The organism is Amycolatopsis sp. NPDC003865, assembly GCF_053605345.1.
Genome location: NZ_JBSGJA010000026.1, coordinates 70,471 through 88,797, shown reverse-complemented (window position 1 = coordinate 88,797; position 18,327 = coordinate 70,471). Strand labels below are relative to the sequence as shown.

Here is an 18,327-nt window from a genome sequence, read left to right as displayed (position 1 = left end):
TGGTGGAGGTGTCGTGAGCCGCGCAGGAGTCGCTGAAGCGGTCCGTGCCGCGATGACCGCTTCGCCGGTGGCCGATGAGCTGGTGCGATGTCCGAGCGCTGCGGTCCGGATGTTCGGCGCTGCGGCAGGCGTGGCTTATCGGCCGGATGAGACGGAGCTCACACGGCGAACGACGGCTGGGCTCGGTCCGATTACGCACAGAGGCGTCCTGGACGCACTGTGGAGCTTGCCGACCGGTCTGCCCGTGGCAACCGCCAAGCTGAACGAGCGAGAGCGGAAGCTGCTTCAGCGTGCGCCGCGTGGAGCGGTCGAAAGCGACGTAAGCCACATTGTCCGCCTCGCGGTAGCGCCGGTGTCAGTGCGGTTTGCCGTGGTGGCGGCCCGGACGTGGCGCGAAGGGCTCGTGAAGGCGGGCCGGTTCGCGCCGTTCTGCGCACGGGCCATGTTGCTGCCTGAGGCACCGTCCGACCTGGACGATGCACAAGTGCAGGCGGGGTTCTACGGTATCGGGATTTGCGTGTTCTCCTCTGGCAAGCTGCAGATGCTGGCCGAGCCGGAACGGTACGTTCGCAGCCGGCACTCCTCGGCGCAGTGGTGGTTCGCCGAGGAGATCTACCAGCAGCTCACGGCGACTGGCGAGGAGCTCGCGGCCGGCGGGTGACCGGGTGGATCGCCGAAAGCCAGGACGGGAGTTCCGCCCAAGCCCGCAAGGTCTCCGGGGGCTTGAAGGCTTCGGGCTGGTTGATCCGGGCGTTGACGATCTCGGCGTTCGCCACGGCGTCCACGCACTGGGTGCGCCACCAGGTTGCCCGCTCGGCGAGGGTGCGGCAGGCGTGAAGGCCGGTGATCCAGGCCGCCCAGGTGCAGAAGCTGTGGCGGTGCGCGGCGACGCTGTCGTCCTTGGTGAGGAAGGTGTCCAACTCCCGGCCGTCGCAGGACGCGCAGTCGCAGACCGGTGCCTGGCTGTCGGCGAACTTCTCCTGCAGGGTAGAGCCCTTGAAGAAGGCCATCAGATCGCCGAACAGCACGCTGGGGGACTCGTCGTTCTTGTTCGACCGGCGAAACTGCCCAAGCGGGATCATGTGCCGTAAGCCACCGCCCGAACCGATCGACGTGGCGAAAGCACCGTGGCTCATTACGTCGAAGCCGGTCAGGTCGGTACGCAGCACCGCGACGTGGCCAGCCTCGGCAACTACCCGCCGCAGGTTGGCCACGGCGTCCTTGTAGCGCTCCATCGGATCGAACTGGCCGCCGATGAAGACGGCCTTGGGCAGCTCGAGCAGAGCCAGAACCGCGATGAGGTGGTCGATGTGCTCGGACTGGAACCAGCCGACGTCCAACGGGACGCTGAACACCACGTCGTCGCGGTCGATCCGGCCAGCCGCGCGAACGGCCGCGCGCAACGCGTCGCTGTCGCCAGCGTGCAGATATCCGGTGGGCGTGAGTGCCACACACGCCCCGAAGTCGCGCTGGCGCTGAAGTTCCTGCTCCAGTGTCAGCCCGAACAGCTTGCCGTCGGCCGGCCGGAGCACGAACGGATCGTCCTCGGTCGCCGCGGCGACTTCGTAGGCTTCGGGATCGTAGGCGATGGGCCGATCGAATCCGGCTTTGCTCAGGTGCTTGATCCCGGTAGCAGCGCCGGCGCCCCGCAGCACGAGGCCGCCGACGTGCTCCGGGAAGACGGGTAGCAGCTTGCCTCCGGTGTCCCAGCTGGTGTGCAGCAGCACCCGGTCCGTCAAGACACTGGCAGCTCCCGGCGGGACGGCCGGCGCGGACTGACGGGACAGCTCCTGGAGGGCCGCTTCCCGCTCGGCTACCTTGTCGCTCGTTGGGCGCGGCTCGGGCAGGTAGTCGGGTGGCGTGGCGTCGTCGGTCATCGCGCTGCCTCACTCACGGTCGAGGAGATGGGACGGTGAGCCGCGCCGGCCGCCGACGAGACGGGGCAGCTCAGGTACAGGTCGACGAACTCGTCCTGGCTCAAGTACGCCGCGGACGCCAGCTCGGGAATTTCGCGGCCCTGCTTCAGCTGCTGGCTGATCATCGAGGTCACGGCGGTCGGGGTTTCGGCGTCGAACGTGCCGGGTTCGCTGGTGCGGTAGCCGAGGCTCGACATCTCGACCGCGAGGGTGCGGTACTGCCAGTCGCTGATGATGCCGAGCGTGTGTGCGCGGCGGAGCAACGCCCACATCGATACTTTCCACCGAACTTTCATGTCGAGGAGGCGCGAGACGCTCAGCGCGCCGCTCGACAGCTCGGCGCGGATCTGGCGGCGGGGCATCAGCAGTTCGGCGGCAAAGGCGTTTGCCTGCTTTTCCTGCTCGGGATGCGGCACCTGGTGCATGACCATGTGCCCCAGCTCGTGCGCCAGCGTGAACCGCTGCCGCTCGGCCGGCGTACCCGAGTTGAGCAGGACCAGCGGGTCCTCTCCGGCCGGGGCGCAGCTGACCGCATCCACCGGCACACTTTCCACTCCGGAATCCAGGGGGACCGGCGCCACCAGGCGACGGCAGGTCACCCAGGCGCCGAGGTCCTCCGCCATCGTCACGACGGACTCCAGCGGCCCCCCGGCGGCGTCCCACTTGGCCCGTACTTGCTTGGCGGCGTCCGCCGCGGTAGTCAGCTCGTCGACAGCGACCTGCGGAATCCCCGTTGCCTCGCGCTTGGGGGCGTCGGCCAGTAAGGCCCGTAGCTGGATGCGCGTCAGGTTGAGCAGGGCGTGGATGCGTTTCAGGTCGCCGGCCGAGGCAGCTTGTTTCTTCCGGTGGTGCACCAGGCCGACCCCCGCCCCGACCTCCTGGGTGCCTACGCAGAGCAGCGGGACGGGGTACCCGAGGGCCTGAGCGTAGAGCGCCAGACGATCACCCGTCACGGCCAAGCGCCCGGCTTCAGCGCGGCTGACGTACCCCTGGCTGACCTTGCTGCCGGGGCCGTCCAGCTCTTGCATGACCTCGGCCAGCCGTCCCTGCGTCATACCCCGCGACTCGCGGGCGATGACGAGCATCCGCGGCTGCGCCGCGTCCGTGTCGGCTGACTCCATGGTCACCTCCTCTGCGACCTCAAATTATCACCTCAAAATATTCTGCGCAACATGCGTCGGGCCGACCGAATGACCTCAGGACCGGACGTTGCCGGCCGGCCGGCTCGCCGCCAGGTAGTCGTCGCCGTTCCAGCGGTACGAGCTGACTTGCACCGGCTCGCCGAACGTTGGGGCGTGCACCATCCTCCCGGCCCCGATGTAGATGCCGACGTGGTGGACGTTGCCCCGCGTGCCGTAGAACAGGAGGTCGCCCGGGAGTAGCAGCTGGTCGCCGGGCACCAGCGGGCCAGCGGCGTACTGGGTCCGGGCCGTCCGCGGCAGGGCGACCCCGGCAGCCTCGTAGGCCGCCTTCGTCAGGCCCGAGCAGTCGAAGCCACTGTCGCCGTTCAACGGTCCGTTCCCGCCCCACAGGTACGGCAGCCCGAGCTGGCCGCAGGCGAAGTTGATCGCCGTGGCGGTGGCGAAGTTTGGTGCCTGGATGTCGTCGCAACGGCCGGTGCCGACCGCGGCCTTGCTGTACCTCTCGGCTTGGTCGAGGACTTCGTCGACGTACCAATCCGCGTGGTTGTAGGCGAACAGCGCCTTGCGGATGTCGTTGGGCGCGCCGGACTCGCACAGGTAATACGCCGCCGCGTAGATCGCGTCGTGCTTGTCCCACGGTGACGGCGGGGTCTTGCCGCCCGGCGGTAGTGGATGCCGGGCGACGACGCCGTCGAACGTGGACTGGAGGAACTGCATCGGCCCGCGAGCGCCGAACGAGTTCTCGGTTCCCTCCGCGATGCCGATCAGCTTGCTGCGGCCGTGGTCGCTCTCGACCTTGCCGATGGCCGCGAGGATCGACCAGTCCAACCCGGGACACGCGGAAGCCGCCGCCCGGTAGAGGGCGAGGTAGTCGCCCGGGATGTCGGCGATGGCCTCCTGGCTCGGCTCGGTGCTGCTGCCGAACACGGCCTTCACGACGCCTTGCCCGATGCTGCCGATGAGGACGATGACGACCACGACCGCTGTGTAGGCGAACTTCATGGGCGCCTCCGGAAGCGGCTAGCTGGTGAGGCGGGTGGGAACGGATCCGGAGCGGTCAGGGCCGCCGGACCCTGCTGGGCCGGGACCGAGCCGGACGCCGGCACGTCGCCGGGCAGATCCGGTTGCGGCCAGAGCCGGGCGAGCTCGACGAGCCGCAACCGGCCGGGGTGACGCATTGCCGACCCGGCGATCGGCAGCCATCGGGCGGCGGCGGGGTCGCCAGCTGCGTCCGCGGCGGTGGTGGCCAGCGGCACGAGCTTGGGCCGGTCGAGCTGGCACAGGCAGTCGGCGAGCGCTCGGCGCGCGGACGTCTCGCGCCGATGGGTGGGCAACCAGATGAGGACCGGGGTGGTGATGCCGGTCGCGGCGGCGAGCTTCTCGTAGCCGTAGAGCTTGCGGCTGAGCTTGCCGAGGTCTTCGGTGCCGAAGTCGAACTCGAGGAAGAACTCGAGCTGATGGTCGTCTTCGCGCCACCGGCCGTAGGCGTCGGGACGCACCATGTCGCCGAACAGGCGTCCGCACCGGAGCTCGGACCACCACGCGGTCAGCGACCCTCGAGCCCCGGGACGTCGGCTCAGCGCGACCAGGGCGGTGAAGAAGCCGTTGACGCCGACCGTGTGGGCCAGACGTAGGGAGTGCGCGATCCCGATCGCGTCTTCGTGCCGGTAGCCGATCGACTTCGGATCGAGCCCGTCTTCGTAGGCGAGGGCGACCGCGCCGGCGATGTCGAGCACGTAGTGCATCGGGGCGGTGCCGGTCGTGACGAACGGCTGGAACCGGTCGACGACCCGCCACTTGAACAGGTCGAGCAGCCGGTGGTTGGCCGCGCGCATGCTCGGGTAGCAGAGCTCGACGATATGCTGGGTCGTCAAGACCTTGTGCTCGAAGAGCATCCGGGCCAGCCACCGGTCGCGGTGGGTCAGCCGCCTGGCGAGCTGGGCGTGGTGCTCGCCGGTGGTGGCCGCTCGCGGCGTGGGGCGCTGGGGCATGTGCCCGCGCAACGCCCGCTGAGGAGTGGGGTTCGAAATCATCGGAGTACCTCCGGTTTCAGGCGGCGCGGCGGGGATCGGCGGTGGGCGCTGCGGCTCCGGGCATGATTGGCTCGACCTCGGCGACTGGTGGCCGGGTGTTGATCCGGGCTGCCTTGCGGATCGCCCTCGCACGGCCGGGGACCGCGGGCGGCAGCTTTTCGGTCACTGCGGTGAACGGCGGTGCTTCCTCGCCGCCGAGGACCAGGCGGGCGGCGACGTGGAAGGCGCCCAAATTGGACAGATCGTGCTCACTCAGCCGCGGCATGGTGTGGCGTGCCAGCCGCTTCGCGTCCTCGGGGGAGGCGTTGAAGAAGATCTTCGACCGGGCGTTCGTGCTGATGCCCTCTTCGAGTTCCTTCGGGAGCTGGCCGAGGTACTGGTGGGCCAAGGTCATCGACAGGCGATATCCGCGAGCCTCGGCGAGCATGTCTTCCAGCGGGTACGCCAGGTTCAGGAAGTTGTGGCACTCGTCGACGTAGAGCCCGCAGTCGCGCCGCTGACGCTGCGGGACGCGGGCCCGGCGGGTGGCGGCTTGCCAGGTGCGGGCGACGACGATCGAGCCGACCAGCCGGGCCGTTTCCATCCCCAGCGCGTCGCGGGCGATGCGAACCAGGCAGATGCCGCCGGTGTTGAGCACCTCGTCCATGTCCACCGTGGACTTCCCGCCGGCGATCGCGGCGCGGACGAACGGACGCAGCAGGAAGCCGCGGACCTTGTTCATCAACGGCGCGATGACCTGCGCTCTGCTCGCTTCGGACAGGGCGTCGTACCAGGACCAGAACCCGCGCAGCACGTCATCGTCGATCTGGTCGCAGGCTCGTTGCCGGAACGCCGGGACCGTGAGGAGCTTCGGCAGGTCGACTAGCGTCGGCGTGCCGGGCATCGCGGTCAGGGTTAGCAGGCCGGCGCGCAGGATGTCGTCGGTGCGCGGCCCCCACGAGGAGGCGTAGATCCGGGAGAAGATGCTGACGAGGTTGTCGACCGCGCGGGCCTTGTCCGCTCCCTCCAGCGGGTTGAGCACCGGTGGCCGGCTGCGGGAGTCGGCGTCGAAGAGCACGACCTTCTGGCCGAGTTCCTCGGGGATGCGCATCAGCAGGTCGGACACGAGGTCGCCCTTAGGGTCGACGACCACCACTCCGCGACCGGCCTCGGCGTCGTCGAGGATCAAGCGGGCCATCAGCTCCGACTTGCCGGAGCCGGTCGCGCCGAGGATGTGCACGTGATGACGCGCGTCGGCGACGTGCAGGCCGACCGGCCGGGAGTGCCCGGAGTCCGACAAGCCGAGAGGCTTGATCGAGTCCCCAGCCGTGGCGATGCCGGGCGGCGGCGGTACGGCCTTCGCGCCGGCGCGCTGGAGGCCGGGCGTGGCTTCGTCGATCGGCAGGTGCGCGAGCGCGGCCAGCTCCGGGATCGAGAGCAGATCGCCCTTGCCCAAACGGCGTTCGGCTAGCACCTGGACTGGGGCCCTCCGGAGCCGGATCCGGCGGAAGTAGTTGTGCTCGGAGAAGGCGGCGAACGCCGAGGCGATCGCGTGGCCGCGTCCCCGCAGCACCTCCCGGACCGCCTGGATCTCGGCGGTCGTCGCGTGCTCGGGGACCGTGGTGGCAACCGCGTATCGGATGCGGGTCTCGAACTGGTTCTGCCGCAGCTTCTCCACGACGGCGCGGTCCTGCGCGGCGAACTCCAGGCTGGTTTGCCGATTCAGCCCCGGCGTCCGCGCACTGGACGACGGCTTCGCGGTCTTGCCTGGCGTGACGACGTCCAGCAGCCGGCCGACCAGGTTGACCGAGCTGCCCGCGTGTACCCGCTTCGCCGCGCGCCGTGCCTTGGTCACGCGGTGCCCGGCGACGGGACGGGCGAGGATCTGCACGCACGCTCGCTCGTGGGGGCCGAGCCCGACCGGGGCGCCGAGCAGGGCCCGGATCGGGTCTGCGGGGTGCTCGGTTCGGATCGGGAGTGCTTCCGGGCGAGCCAGCCGCAGCTCGCCGCCGACCGCTTCGATTCGCCGGCCCGCCGGCGCGGCCGTGGGGATCGGGGGCTTGGCCGGCGTCGTGCGGGTGTGCGCGCCGGGCCAGGCCGCCTCGATGGCGCGCTCGACCATGCCCGGCGGCACCAGGCCAGGCACCCACAAGCGGATCTGCACGCCGTCGTCGGTGAACGTCAACTCGAACGCCAGGTGAGGTTGCCCGCCGAAGCGCCGCCGCCAGCCTGGTCGCAGCAGGCCGACCAGGTTGGACCACACGGTGATCGCGCCGGACGGGTCGACGGTCGGCGGCGCCAGCACGGTGACCAACCGGGCGTCGCTGACCAGGCTCTCGTGGTAGCGGCGGCGCCAGCGGCGTCGAGCGATCACCGCGGCGGTCGTCGCGACCGCCAGTGCCGGCCCGGCGATCGGACCCCAGGTGAAGACGAGGTCGCGAAGGTGGGCCAGCACGGTCTGGAACGCACCGAGCGGATCGCGCAGGTAGTCGCCAGCAGGTGAGGCGAGAGAGGTGGACAGGGCAAACGGCCAGGACATCAAGACCTCCGAACGTAAGTTGGAGCGCTGGATCAGGCGGCTCGCGGCTTGCCGCCTCGCTCAGGCCGCGCCTCGGAACGGGTGTTGTCGACGACCAGCCGCAGGCGCGTGCGGCGAGCGGAACGTCCGGCGTCGACTTCGGCCTGCCATTCGGAGAACCGGCGGCCAGCCAGGCGCTTGAGGTAGCTCGGAATCCGGTTTGCCGGCACACCGACTAGCTGCGGGCCGAGGACCGCGAGGAGGTCGCTGGCTTCCTGCGACGCCCACCCCGCCTCGACGATCGCCGCTTCGTCCGGGAACACGTCGGCGACGCGGTCCACGGCCGGGTTCAGCGCGGCGTCCTGCTTGCCGCCGTACGAGTAGACCCACAAGAAGTTCGCCGGCGGATCAGGCTCGACGAGAGACCGGAACCGGGAAACCTCCTTGGTGTACGCGTAGAAGTTCGTGTCCGGGCGAGTCCTGCAGATGTCGAGCCAGGCCAGCAGGTAGTCGTCGGAGAAGAAGTCGCCGCTGTCGTGGATCCTGATCCAGCTACCGCAGAACCGGGCCGCGCCGAGTTCATCGACCATCGCGGTTCGCCAACCGGCCAGGTCGTCGAGGACGTACATCAGGTTCGCCTGGTGCTTGGCACGGACGACGGGCCAGGTGTACGTGCCGCGCCTGGCGTAACACGCTTGCGCGCAGACCCCGGCACTCGGGCACGTGTTGTATGTGCGGCCGTCGGCAAGTCGTCCGGCCCAGGCCGGTAGTGACCAGTTCCAGACGCCGATCTGGCGCATTTCCCTGTTCTGCGTCAGTAATCGAGCGGGCCGACCAACAGCGGGCGACGAAGACATAGTTATCCCCTGGTGTGTTTGAAGATGCGGAAGATCAGGCAGCGTCGAGGTCGACGAAGGAGGTCTCGGTCTCCGGTGAGATGTCGGAGTACTCGGCCAGCTCAGCGGGGTTCGACGTGACGAGCTGGTGCTCGACCGGCGACGCGATGGACTGGAACGCCACTCGTTGCGTTCCGGTGCTGAGCAGTCCTTGGCCGCGGTCGGCGGTGAGGAGGAACTGCCGTTCGCCCTGCGAGAGGTCGAAGATCCGGCAGATCTCGTCGATTGCCTGAGGTGCCTGGCGCAGCAGGATTTGCGTCGCCGCGTTCGCGATGATCGCCTTGCCCAGGTCGGTGCTCGTCACGTCGGGGGCGTCCTGGGTCGCCACCGTGACGCCGCCCCACCACTTGCGGGAGCCCTTGGACATCCGGAGGAGGAACTCGCCGCCGGCCGGATCCTTCATCAGCAGCCAGGCTTCGTCGACGACGACTTGCCGGGGTTTGCGGATGGCGGGATTGGACACTTGGCGCCACACCGCATCGAGCGCGAGAAGTGTGCCGATTGCCTTGAGCTCGCTGGGGAGGTCGCGCAGCGAGAACACGACGAGGTGACCCTCGGGCCGTGTCGTAGTCGGACCCGAGAACAGCCCGGAGAACGCGCCCGTGGTGAACGGCTGTAGCCGCGCCGCGAGGTCCGCCCCGTCTGCCTCAGCCAAGACCTCCGCGAGGTCGGCCAGCAGAGGCGCCGGCCGGGGCCAGGTTCGCGGATCCGACGTGATGCCGGCGCGCTGGTAGGTCGCGGTGATCGCCCGGTCGAGCGCGGCCCGGTCGGTCGCGGCGAGCTCGCTGCCCAGCAGCACCGAGATGACGGTGTGCAGGAACAGGCTGCGCCGGATGAGCGCGTCGCGGGGAGCTGTCCGGCGTCCGTCCGGCCGGGTGTGGATCGTCAAGTCCATCGGGTTCAGCCGGACCTGCTCGGCGCCGAGGTGGACGTAGGTACCGCCGACCGCGGCGGCCAGCCGGGCGTACTCGTCCTCCGGATCGATGACGTGGATCTCGATCCCGCGATACAAGCTGCGCAGGAGTTCGAGCTTCACCAAGTACGACTTGCCGGCGCCGGACCGGCCGAGGATCACGCTGTTGTGGTTGTCGAGGGCGAACCGGTCGTGGTGGACGAGCCCTTGGCTGCCGACGTTGAAGCCGTAGAGCACGCCGCGCGGGGCGCCGACCGAGGTCGGGTCCGGCGGCGGCAGGTCCGGTGACGTGAACGGGAACGCCGCCGACAGCGCGCTGGTGTCGAAGGTGCGGCGCATCCCGACCAGGTCCAGGCCCATCGGGAGGCTGGTGATCCAGCCCTGCAGGCTCCGGTAGGTGGTGGGCTTGCAGTCCAGCAGGAGCGACGCCGCCAGCGACCGGATCGCGGCGACCTCGTCGCCGAGCGCCTCCTCGGTCGCGGCGTGCACAGTGAGGTAGAGGCCGAGCCGGTAGAGCTTGCCCTCGCCGCGGGCGACTCGCGCGGACAGGTCGTAGGCGTCCTCGGTGGCTGCTTCGACCTGGGGATCGATCAGCCGTCCCTTGTCGCTGGTGTGCCGGCGGCCCGACTCCAGCTTCGACAGCTGCTTCTTCAGCCGGTTGGCCGCAGTGACGGGGTCGATCGGCTCGATGTGCAGCGAGACGTCGACCCGCCCGGGATAAGTCAACAGGGGCTGCAACCAGCCCGGGTGAACCTCGCGCGGGTAGCCGGTGACGGCGAACGACGCGACCCACTCGCCGCCGACTTCCAGCGCTCGGGGACGCACGGAGATGGCGTCCGGGGTGAACGCGCCGGCCTGCCCGACGGGTGCCTGCCTGCTTGCGGCGTCGCGGTGCCTGGTCCTCTTCATCGGCGGTCCCTCCTTGCGACGTCGTCGTAGTCGTCGGGGTCTTCGTCGTCCTCCCAGGCGGGCTCGGCAGCGCCGAACGCGTCTTCGGTGGCGAACGCGGCGCGGCCGAAGGCGTCGTCGTTCCAGCTCTCGTCCGGGGCGGTGGTGATGACCTCGTCGGAGCCGGCGAGGTCGGAGTTCGGCGGGATCAAGCTGTCGGGGTTGCACGCCGCGGCGAGGACCGCGGTGGCCTGACCGGCATCCAGCGGGGTGACCACGATCCCGGACGGCGAGAGCAGTTCCACCGCCTCGCCCAGCCGGCGCACCAACCGCGCTTCGGCGGCGCGTCGAGTGGCGTCGTCGATCGACGCAACCTGCCTCGCAACCCTGCGTCGCGCCGATAACGCGGCCAGCGGCGAGGTACCACCCAGCCCGTCGGCCGGGCCGCTGGTTCGCAGCGGCTCTCGCAGGACCAGCAGGACCTGGCGCCGCAGCAGGTCGGTCGCGCGGCCGAGCTGATCGAGGTACTCGGCGTGCTCGCGTGCCGCCCGTTCCAGCGCGGGGTGCGGCAGCCCGCCGGCCTGTTCGCGAAGTTCCCCGATCTGCCCCGACAGGTCCAGCCGTTCCGCCCGGACGAGCACCTGGACCGGCGCGGTCAGCGAGTGCAGGTACCGGCCGAAGGAGGTGACGAGGGCCTCCTGCTCGGCGGGCGTGCGCAGCCCGAAGTTGATCGTGGAGCAGACCGCGACCACGGCGGCGCCGTCCTTGCCGAGATCGATGACGCCGGCGTCGGTGATCCCTTCGGCGGGCAGCCGCAGCGCGGCCGGTGAGACCGCCGACGCCGAAGAACTGGTTGTGTTCGCGGCCTGCCCGATCCACTCGGGTGTGGGCCGGACGCCTTCCGGCGCGGCAACCCGGTGCTGCGGGCTCATCCGCTGGCGCAGCGCCGCCAGCACGAGCCGGTCGAGGGAGATGCCGTCGCGCTGACCTAGCGTGAGGAACGCGGCGGTCACGCCGATCGGGATGGCGACGACCAGGAACACCGCCAGTGGGACGAACGCGCGAGTGACCGTGTACGTGCCGTACAGCACGATCCCCGTAACGGTCAGGATGAGCAGCTGTCGCGCGGTGAGCGGACCGATCACCCGGTCTTCGCGGTCGACGTCGGCGGGAATCCGGACGGGCTGGCTCATTTCGCTTCACCTCCTGGAGCTGGCTTCGGCGCGCGGAACGTCGGCGGTGGAACGGACTGGGTACGGCGATAGGCATCACCGAGGCGGGGCTCCGGCGTCGCCTGCCGGAATGCCGGCGCGGAGGCCGGTTTCGCTAGGAGCGGTTGTGGTGCGGGCGGCGTCGCCGGTCGGAACTGCAGCTGCGGCGGCACCGATGCCGTGCGGATCGGGCGAGCCGGTGGCGATGTGGCGCCGCGTCGACGCGGGCCGCCGGCGGCTTGAAAATGCGGAGTTGCCGACCGTGGCCTTCGTTGTGGCGTCGGGGAGACAGGCGTCGGCGCGGAACTGAATTCGGGCATGGTCGGTCCCTGGTTCGCCGGGATCACGGCGGGGTCGTGGGTGCTGTCTTGGGGTGACGGCTGCAGGAACTGCGGTGCTTGCGAGGGCAGCGACGGCCGCTGAGCTGCGCGGGCACGCTCGGCGTCGTGGGCCGCCCTGAGCCGCCGGCTGACTGCTTCGGGGTTGGGCGCAAAACGCGGCTGTGCCGGCCACGGTGGATCGGCCGCCGCGCCGCCGCGCCTAGCGTTCTTCGTCGCACTGGCGGCGCCGGCCTTGCCGAACGCACCGGTCTTGCCGGCGACCATGCCGAAGGTTTTCGCCGCGATGTACGCGCGAGCCAAACCTCCGAGAAAGGAACGGCCGGAGCCGACCTTGACGGCCTTCAGCATCCAGAACGGGATCTTGAACAGGAGGAAGAACAGAGCGATCGCGGCGATCAGCGTGCCGAGCCCGGAGAGCGTCGAGCCGAACAGGTGCACGCCGCCGGACAGGAACGTGCGTACCGCGGTGATCAGCACCAGCGCCTGGGCGAACTGAACGCCTGTCGTCACGGTGATCGCCTTCCACCACCAGTGCGCCAGCGGTTCGGTGTGGGGCAGCCCGTGGCACATCAGGAAGAACGGCGCGCTGATGATCAGGACGAGGGTGATGACGATCCGGACGACGTAGACGACCAGGAGGCCGAGGCCGAGCACCACCAGCACGAGCGCGACCAGGATGATGAACAGCCCGCCGGTCTGGATGCCTTGGACGGCCTCCTGCAAGGTGTTGCCCAGCGAGGGCGCGTTGACTCCGTCTCCGAGGACACCCAGGGTCAGGCCGTTGGCCAGCCGGATGAGCTTGTCGGCGAAGAAGAGCGAGAGCGCCGAGGCGATGAACGCGATCGGGATGCGCGGCCCGATCTCCTTGATCGAGTAGCGCGTCTGGACCGTCTCATGGCCCATCAGCAGGATGCCGCCGAACAGGATGAGCAGCCCGTAGGCGGCGACCACGATCTCCCAAGAGCTGTTCCACAGCTCGCCGATGCCGGGCAGGTCGCTGATCGTCGGCGTGGACAGCGCGGTGTGGCCGATCAGCTCGAGGATCGGATCCAGCGCGTCGTCGACGACACTGCGGAACGCCGAGTTGATGGCCTCGGTGATGCACGCACCGACGTCGGTGATGCCGCAGTCCGAGTCGCCGTCGCCGCTGCCGGTGCCCGGCTGCTGCGGATTCGTGCTCGGCGCCGGCGGAGTCGGCTGCGGAATGCAGTCCTCGCCCGTGCACGGCTTGCTCGGCGTTGTAGTCGGCGTCGGCGAGGTGCAGCCGAGCTGGCCGGGGAAGCTGCACGTCGTGGGCGTGGGCAGTGCGGTCGGAGGAGGCAGCGGTGGATCCGCCGGTGGCTGCCGAGGCGCTGCCGACGCGTTGACGGCGAGGATGCCGGCCAAGGACACGACGGTCAGCGCCAGCAGCCAGCCCGCTCGCCGACGCTGCCTTCGGCTAGAGACCTGCCGGACGGGGGCGAGCATCGGTCGATCCGCGGCGGCGGCGGTCTCGGCCGGGCCGCCGGACCGGCGGTACGGGCGAACCGTGGGCAGGGTGCTGACGGCCATCGGTCAGGCCCCCACGATCCCTTTGAGGATCTCCACGACCAGGGGCGCGAGCGCAGCCAAGCCGTATCCCCACCCCGCGGACTTGAAGGCCGTTTTCGCCTTCTCGATCTCGCCGGGGTCGCCGCTGCCCGTCATGTAGCGGACGCCGCCGATGGTCAGGAACACGGTCGCCAGGCCGGCCAGGATGCCCATGATCCAGTTGCGGACGTTGTTCAGGACGTCGGTCACCGAGCCGGCCAGCGCGACGACCATCGTGTCGGCGTGCCCCGCCGACGCCGAGGCCAGCAACGCGATGGCCGACAACTCGACCACCAGCACCACGTGCGACCACCGCCGGCGGCGAGCCGGAACCGAGTCGCCTGGTTTAATGATCGGAGCATTGGACGGCGTCGAACTCGCATCGGCGGTCTGGTCCGGCGGCTGCGGGACGCCGTCGAGTCGAGCACTACCCGGCCCGCTCTCGGCATCGATCACGCGCATTGGGTCACCTCCGAAGTTCGGGCTGAGCGCGGGTTTGTCGCGCATCCCTGAACTCCGGAATCCGCATCCGTTTTGGACACGCGGCGCCGAACTTTCCGCTCCGATTCGCCGTTGGTGTCGGACACGGACGGTGACGAGCGAGGTATCTCGCGAGCGGGTGTGACGGGGCGCGCCAGGGCCACCGCGGTGGCCACCTGGTCGATCAGCGGGTCGCTTGGATCGGCCGTGGCGGCGCCCTCGCGCAGGTATTCGGCAAGCCGGCTTTCGGCGCGCTTGCGCGTCTTGTAGGCGGCCCACTCACCGGTCTGGTGCTGCGCGGCCCAGTCCGTCACCGGCATGTGCTCGAGCCGGGTTGCGCCGATGAGCGCGGCCTCGGTCTGGGTCAGGACTCCGTCCGCGACGGCGCGGGCGAGGACGAGATCCGGGTGTCCCCATGGCGCGTGCGGCGGGGTGGACCGGAAGCCCGGTGCGACCGGAGTCGGACCGGTCAACGCTTCGGTCAGCGCGTCGTAGCCGGCCCGGTAGGCGGCCCACCGCAGCCGCAGCATGATCCGCGGCGGCCGGAGGTCGATCGTCGACAACGCGGTCAGGAAGCCGCGCAGCACCTCGGCGTGAACGTCGGCCGGGTCGCCGGCGAATCGATGGGACAAGGTGGCCGCTGCCGACGTCAGCGCGGGAAGCGCCACACCCACGGCGGCGACCGTCCAGGTCGCTCCTTCGGTTCGCGAGCGCAACACCAGATGCGCCCACACCGCGTCTCGCGTCGCTTGCGGGCACCTGCGCGACAGCAGGCGATCGCGGACCTCGTCGAGCGGAACGTGCCGGTCCGGGAGGCCGGCGAAGAGCCGGCCGTTCAGCGACACCGGATGCGGTCCCGTCACCAGCCAGGTGAACGTGTTCCGGGCGATGTCCAGAGAGTTCGGAGTGGCCTCGTCGTGACGGCGACGAAAAGCGGATTGAGTTGCCATGTCGTGACTCCCACGGCGTCGATGCGAACAACAACGACGCCATGAATCCACGACCGGTACCACGGAAATACCGTGCTATTGCTTGTGGTCAACTAGTGGCTGTCTTTGCAATGCTAGAGACCTACTATTTGGCTCGGCGATCATCCGACATGAAGATCAACTAGTCGAAGCTGAAAATGACGACTGACCTGTGTTCGTAGTAGGCCTCTAGTAGGCGGCGCGGTGTCTTCATTGATGTGCACGGCGATTTCTCGAGTGTGTGTCCAAAATCGGACCTCCAGCCGGAGTTAAGGGGTGTCAGAACACGCAGCACCCTTCCGTCGGAGGAGATCCACGATGACCCCGGCATACGACAACGAACGTCCAGAGGATGGCTCGCCGCAGCACGCTCCCGCCGACCCGCCGACCGTCCCGATCCTGCTTCCGCGTCGGCGAGCGCGGCGTCCGCGCACCGTGCGCCGTTCGCGAACGGTCCGGCCGAGCACCGTCTGGATGTGCGCGCAAGACGAGCTCCTCGGAGGCACCGGGCTGCTCGCGAGCTGGTTGCTGACTGCGGTCGTGAAGACCGTCACCGCCTACACGCAGCCGGGCCAGCGGGTGCTCCTGCTCGCGCCTGCGCCCTACCTCGGCCCCTCCACTTCGTCCTCGCCAATCGGCGATCGACATCGGTCCCGGCCCGGTCCGTACGGCGGGCTGCACGAAGCCAGCTGGACAGTGGTCCGACTCGGCCGCCGCGTCCAAACCCAGACCGCCGTCGCGCCTCAGGACCCGATCGGGGAACACCACGGCGACGCGTTGGCCGGGTCCGAGTCCGGACTCGGACCCGGCTCTGGCGGTCCGACCGGCGTCGGGGTCGTTGCGCCGCCTGCGAGCGATCGGTCCGGACCGGACACGACCGCGACCGGCGTCGAACCGGACCGCTACGACCTCATCATCACCGCGTCCGGACCGCGGCCCGGCGACTGGTTCCGACCGACGGATTGGGCCGATGTGCTCAACCCGATCGGCATACTCGCCGTGATCACGCATGGTGATCGAGTGGAGGGTCGGCTCATCGACCCCGCAGGCTCGTTCGTGCGCGCCGCGCAGGGCGCCGGCCTGCGTTATCTCGATCGCATCGCCCTGCTCCGCGCGCCGGTTCGTAACGGGGCGCTCGCTGCCGCGGCACCGCCCGCGCAGCCCGCGGTGCCGCCTGCGCGGCACGCCCGCGTGCACGACGACCTCTTGGTATTCGCCCGCAAGCCGGTCTCCAAGGCCGCCGCGGCAGGGGGAGAAGACCTCCGATGAATGACCAGCTGAAATCACTTGAGTCGTCGGTCGCCGGGCTGCCTCTTTCGGTCTGGCCAACCGGGCAGCGGAGCCCGCTTGAGCAGTTGCGCGACGCGGGGTGTGTGCCCGGTACCGAGATCGACAGCGAGCGGATTCCTCCTGCAGTCGCCGCGCACGCGATCGCCGTCTACAGCCAACCCGGCGACCTCGTTCTCGATCCTGATTGCGGTGCGGGGACCGTATTGACCGCGGCGCTGAGCGCCGGCCGGGACGCGTTCGGCTTGACCGGCCGCACCCGGTGGTGGTCCCTTGCCCGCGCCAACGTCACCGCCGCCAAGACCGCGGGCGCGTGGCGCGACGGCTCGGTCCTCGATGCCCGTCCGAAGGTCCTCGCGACCGCTCGGGCCGCCGGCTTGATCGGGCGAGTCGGGCTCGTGCTGACCGCCCTGCGAACGGAGCCGGGGTCAGCGAACAGTCCAGACCGCGACCCGGTCGAGTCCGCGCTCGCTGACATCGCCGCGACGATGTTCTACGGCGAATCGCTGCTGCGTTCAGGCGGCCACTTGGTCATCGTCGCAAGACCGCGCCGACGCCCGGACAGCACGTTGGCCGACCTGGCCACCCCGCTCATCGCCGCCGCGACCGCTGCCGGGCTGGCGCCGGTCGAGCGGTGCGTTGCCCTGACCGCCGGACTGCGCGGCAGCCGGCTGGTCACTCGCGCCTCGCTCCCTGCCCGTCGGGCTGCTGCCCGAGCCCGTACCGCCGGTGCGCCGACTGCACTCCCGGCGCACCACGAGGTGCTCGTCTTCGGACTCGCCCACGACGTCGAGCTTGCCGCCGCGGTGGCAAGCGGCGTTCCGCGGCCGTCTCGGCTGGACGCTGTTGGCACCGTCCGCGCTGGATGGAGGCGAGCCGCATGACGACTCGCCGTTCCGTCGATGAACGCACTGGTACATCGGTGGCCGAGACACGTCCACAGCGCTGGTCGCGGCTGTGGGCAAACCTGTGGACAAAACGACCTGGCATCACCGAAGAGGGCCGGGGCGCACTCGCCTTGCACCACGCCGAAACAACCCGCCGCGCCCGCGAGGCGATGATCGAAATCGTCCGCGCCGGTTACCAGATCGGGCCTCCGCCCTACGGCTACCGCGCGCTGCGCATCCGTGTCACCGATCCCAGCGGCCACAGCAAGCTGCGGGCGGTCCTGGTCCCTGACTGGCAGACCGCCGCGGTCGTCAAGCAGATCTTCGCGTGGCGAGCCGACGACGGCTTGACGTTCGCGGCCATTGCGGCACGCCTGAACGCCGACCTTCGCCAGTACCCGGCGCCGAGCGAGCGGTGGACGGCGAAAGCTGTCCGGCGGATCGTCACCAACGCCAAGTACACGGGGCGCCAAGTCTGGGCCCGCACCGTCGCGGGTCGTCCGGCTCCCGTCAAGCACTGGGTGATCTCGGCGCCGATGGTCCACGAGCCCTTGGTTGACGAGCGCGTGTTCCGGCGCGCTCAGCAGGGGGCAGGGGAGGAGCTGCGGTGCGCTTGACGATCGTTCCCCTGACCTTCCGGCGGGCGTGCGAATTCATCGACGCTCACCACCGGCACCACCGTCCGCCCCGCGGGATGAAATTCGCGATCGGCGTCGTGCGCGGCGGTGAACTGGTCGGCGTGGCGACCGCCGGTCGTCCGGTCGCCAGGTGTCTCGACGACGGCGTCACGCTGGAGGTGACGCGGAGCTGCACCGTCGGCGAGCCGAACGCGAACTCGAAGCTCTACGGCGCGGTCTGGCGCGCGGCGCGAGCCATGGGCTACTTGCGTCTCATCAGCTACACGCAGGCGGGAGAAAGCGGTGCAAGTCTGCGAGCTGCCGGCCTGCTGCCCGTGGCGGACCTTCGGCCGCGGTCGGGATGGACGACGACGTCCCGCCCGCGCCAGTCCCGCGGGGTCGACGGTGTCCGCCGGACTCGCTGGGAGATCAGCTCGGGCGCGACCTTGCCCGAAGGTTCACCTTGTCGCGCAGCTGCTTCAGCTGGTACAGCTGGCCGAGATCGTCGAAGTCGGCAGTGAACGGCCGTCGGGACGACGTCACCGGACGGCTGGCTCCTGACGAGCCACCGGAGCTGGTAGTTGAACTCAAGACGGTAGAAGGAAACGCGGCTCAGCGGCTGGCCGCCGAGCAGGTACGGGTGCTCTGGGAGGTGACGCAGTGGCAGGCCCAGAACAAGTCC

16 protein-coding genes are annotated in these 18,327 nt (G+C 69.8%); 5 read left to right on the top strand and 11 right to left on the bottom strand.

The annotated features are described in order from the left end of the window. Positions 1–13: 13 nt before the first annotated feature. Positions 14–661 (top strand): hypothetical protein, encoded by a 648-nt coding sequence (locus ACWEVP_RS42110; RefSeq protein ID WP_452068184.1) that lies wholly within the window; start codon positions 14–16, stop codon positions 659–661. Here the strand turns inward: ACWEVP_RS42110 and ACWEVP_RS42105 are convergent. The 11 genes from ACWEVP_RS42105 to ACWEVP_RS42055 all read right to left on the bottom strand — a co-directional run bounded on the left by ACWEVP_RS42105 (position 624) and on the right by ACWEVP_RS42055 (position 14,899). Then, a complete protein-coding gene (locus ACWEVP_RS42105; RefSeq protein WP_452068183.1) occupies positions 624–1,877 on the bottom strand; it encodes a hypothetical protein in 1,254 nt (417 codons plus the stop codon). The genes ACWEVP_RS42110 and ACWEVP_RS42105 overlap by 38 nt on opposite strands. Next, positions 1,874–3,037 (bottom strand): ImmA/IrrE family metallo-endopeptidase, encoded by a 1,164-nt coding sequence (locus ACWEVP_RS42100; protein ID WP_452068182.1) that lies wholly within the window; start codon positions 3,035–3,037, stop codon positions 1,874–1,876. Before ACWEVP_RS42100 ends, ACWEVP_RS42105 begins: the two co-directional genes overlap by 4 nt. Positions 3,038–3,112: 75 nt before the next feature. Beyond that, positions 3,113–4,060 carry a C40 family peptidase gene (locus ACWEVP_RS42095; protein ID WP_452068181.1) on the bottom strand — a complete coding sequence of 316 codons (948 nt, stop codon included), beginning with the start codon at positions 4,058–4,060 and terminating at the stop codon, positions 3,113–3,115. Beyond that, positions 4,057–5,091 carry a replication-relaxation family protein gene (locus ACWEVP_RS42090; protein ID WP_452068180.1) on the bottom strand — a complete coding sequence of 345 codons (1,035 nt, stop codon included), beginning with the start codon at positions 5,089–5,091 and terminating at the stop codon, positions 4,057–4,059. Before ACWEVP_RS42090 ends, ACWEVP_RS42095 begins: the two co-directional genes overlap by 4 nt. A gap of 16 nt (positions 5,092–5,107) precedes the next feature. Beyond that, the gene (locus ACWEVP_RS42085) at positions 5,108–7,609 is read right to left on the bottom strand and encodes a type IV secretory system conjugative DNA transfer family protein (protein WP_452068179.1); all 2,502 of its coding nucleotides are present in this window, start codon (positions 7,607–7,609) and stop codon (positions 5,108–5,110) included. 32 nt (positions 7,610–7,641) lie between these two features. Continuing rightward, positions 7,642–8,445, bottom strand: a complete 804-nt coding sequence (locus ACWEVP_RS42080; protein WP_452068178.1) for a GP88 family protein — start codon at positions 8,443–8,445, stop codon at positions 7,642–7,644. A gap of 34 nt (positions 8,446–8,479) precedes the next feature. After that, positions 8,480–10,306 (bottom strand): VirB4 family type IV secretion system protein, encoded by a 1,827-nt coding sequence (locus tag ACWEVP_RS42075; protein ID WP_452068177.1) that lies wholly within the window; start codon positions 10,304–10,306, stop codon positions 8,480–8,482. Further along, positions 10,303–11,478 carry a PrgI family protein gene (locus ACWEVP_RS42070; protein ID WP_452068176.1) on the bottom strand — a complete coding sequence of 392 codons (1,176 nt, stop codon included), beginning with the start codon at positions 11,476–11,478 and terminating at the stop codon, positions 10,303–10,305. The genes ACWEVP_RS42075 and ACWEVP_RS42070 overlap by 4 nt, the downstream gene beginning before the upstream one ends. Further along, the gene (locus tag ACWEVP_RS42065) at positions 11,475–13,388 is read right to left on the bottom strand and encodes a hypothetical protein (RefSeq protein WP_452068175.1); all 1,914 of its coding nucleotides are present in this window, start codon (positions 13,386–13,388) and stop codon (positions 11,475–11,477) included. The genes ACWEVP_RS42070 and ACWEVP_RS42065 overlap by 4 nt, the downstream gene beginning before the upstream one ends. A gap of 3 nt (positions 13,389–13,391) precedes the next feature. After that, positions 13,392–13,868 carry a pilin gene (locus ACWEVP_RS42060; protein WP_452068174.1) on the bottom strand — a complete coding sequence of 159 codons (477 nt, stop codon included), beginning with the start codon at positions 13,866–13,868 and terminating at the stop codon, positions 13,392–13,394. After that, entirely contained in the window at positions 13,859–14,899 is a 1,041-nt protein-coding gene (locus ACWEVP_RS42055; RefSeq protein ID WP_452068173.1) for a hypothetical protein, read from the bottom strand. Before ACWEVP_RS42055 ends, ACWEVP_RS42060 begins: the two co-directional genes overlap by 10 nt. A 273-nt stretch (positions 14,900–15,172) precedes the next feature. Here ACWEVP_RS42055 and ACWEVP_RS42050 point away from each other — a divergent pair, with 273 nt between their 5' ends. Genes ACWEVP_RS42050 through ACWEVP_RS42035 form a run of 4 tightly spaced genes read left to right on the top strand, consistent with a single transcriptional unit; the run spans position 15,173 to position 18,166 of the window. Next, the gene (locus tag ACWEVP_RS42050; RefSeq protein WP_452068172.1) at positions 15,173–16,123 is read left to right on the top strand and encodes a hypothetical protein; all 951 of its coding nucleotides are present in this window, start codon (positions 15,173–15,175) and stop codon (positions 16,121–16,123) included. After that, the gene (locus tag ACWEVP_RS42045; RefSeq protein ID WP_452068171.1) at positions 16,120–17,025 is read left to right on the top strand and encodes a DNA methyltransferase; all 906 of its coding nucleotides are present in this window, start codon (positions 16,120–16,122) and stop codon (positions 17,023–17,025) included. The genes ACWEVP_RS42050 and ACWEVP_RS42045 overlap by 4 nt, the downstream gene beginning before the upstream one ends. Further along, positions 17,022–17,645 (top strand): recombinase family protein, encoded by a 624-nt coding sequence (locus tag ACWEVP_RS42040; RefSeq protein ID WP_452068170.1) that lies wholly within the window; start codon positions 17,022–17,024, stop codon positions 17,643–17,645. The genes ACWEVP_RS42045 and ACWEVP_RS42040 overlap by 4 nt, the downstream gene beginning before the upstream one ends. Beyond that, entirely contained in the window at positions 17,636–18,166 is a 531-nt protein-coding gene (locus ACWEVP_RS42035; protein ID WP_452068169.1) for an XF1762 family protein, read from the top strand. Before ACWEVP_RS42040 ends, ACWEVP_RS42035 begins: the two co-directional genes overlap by 10 nt. Positions 18,167–18,327: the final 161 nt, after the last annotated feature.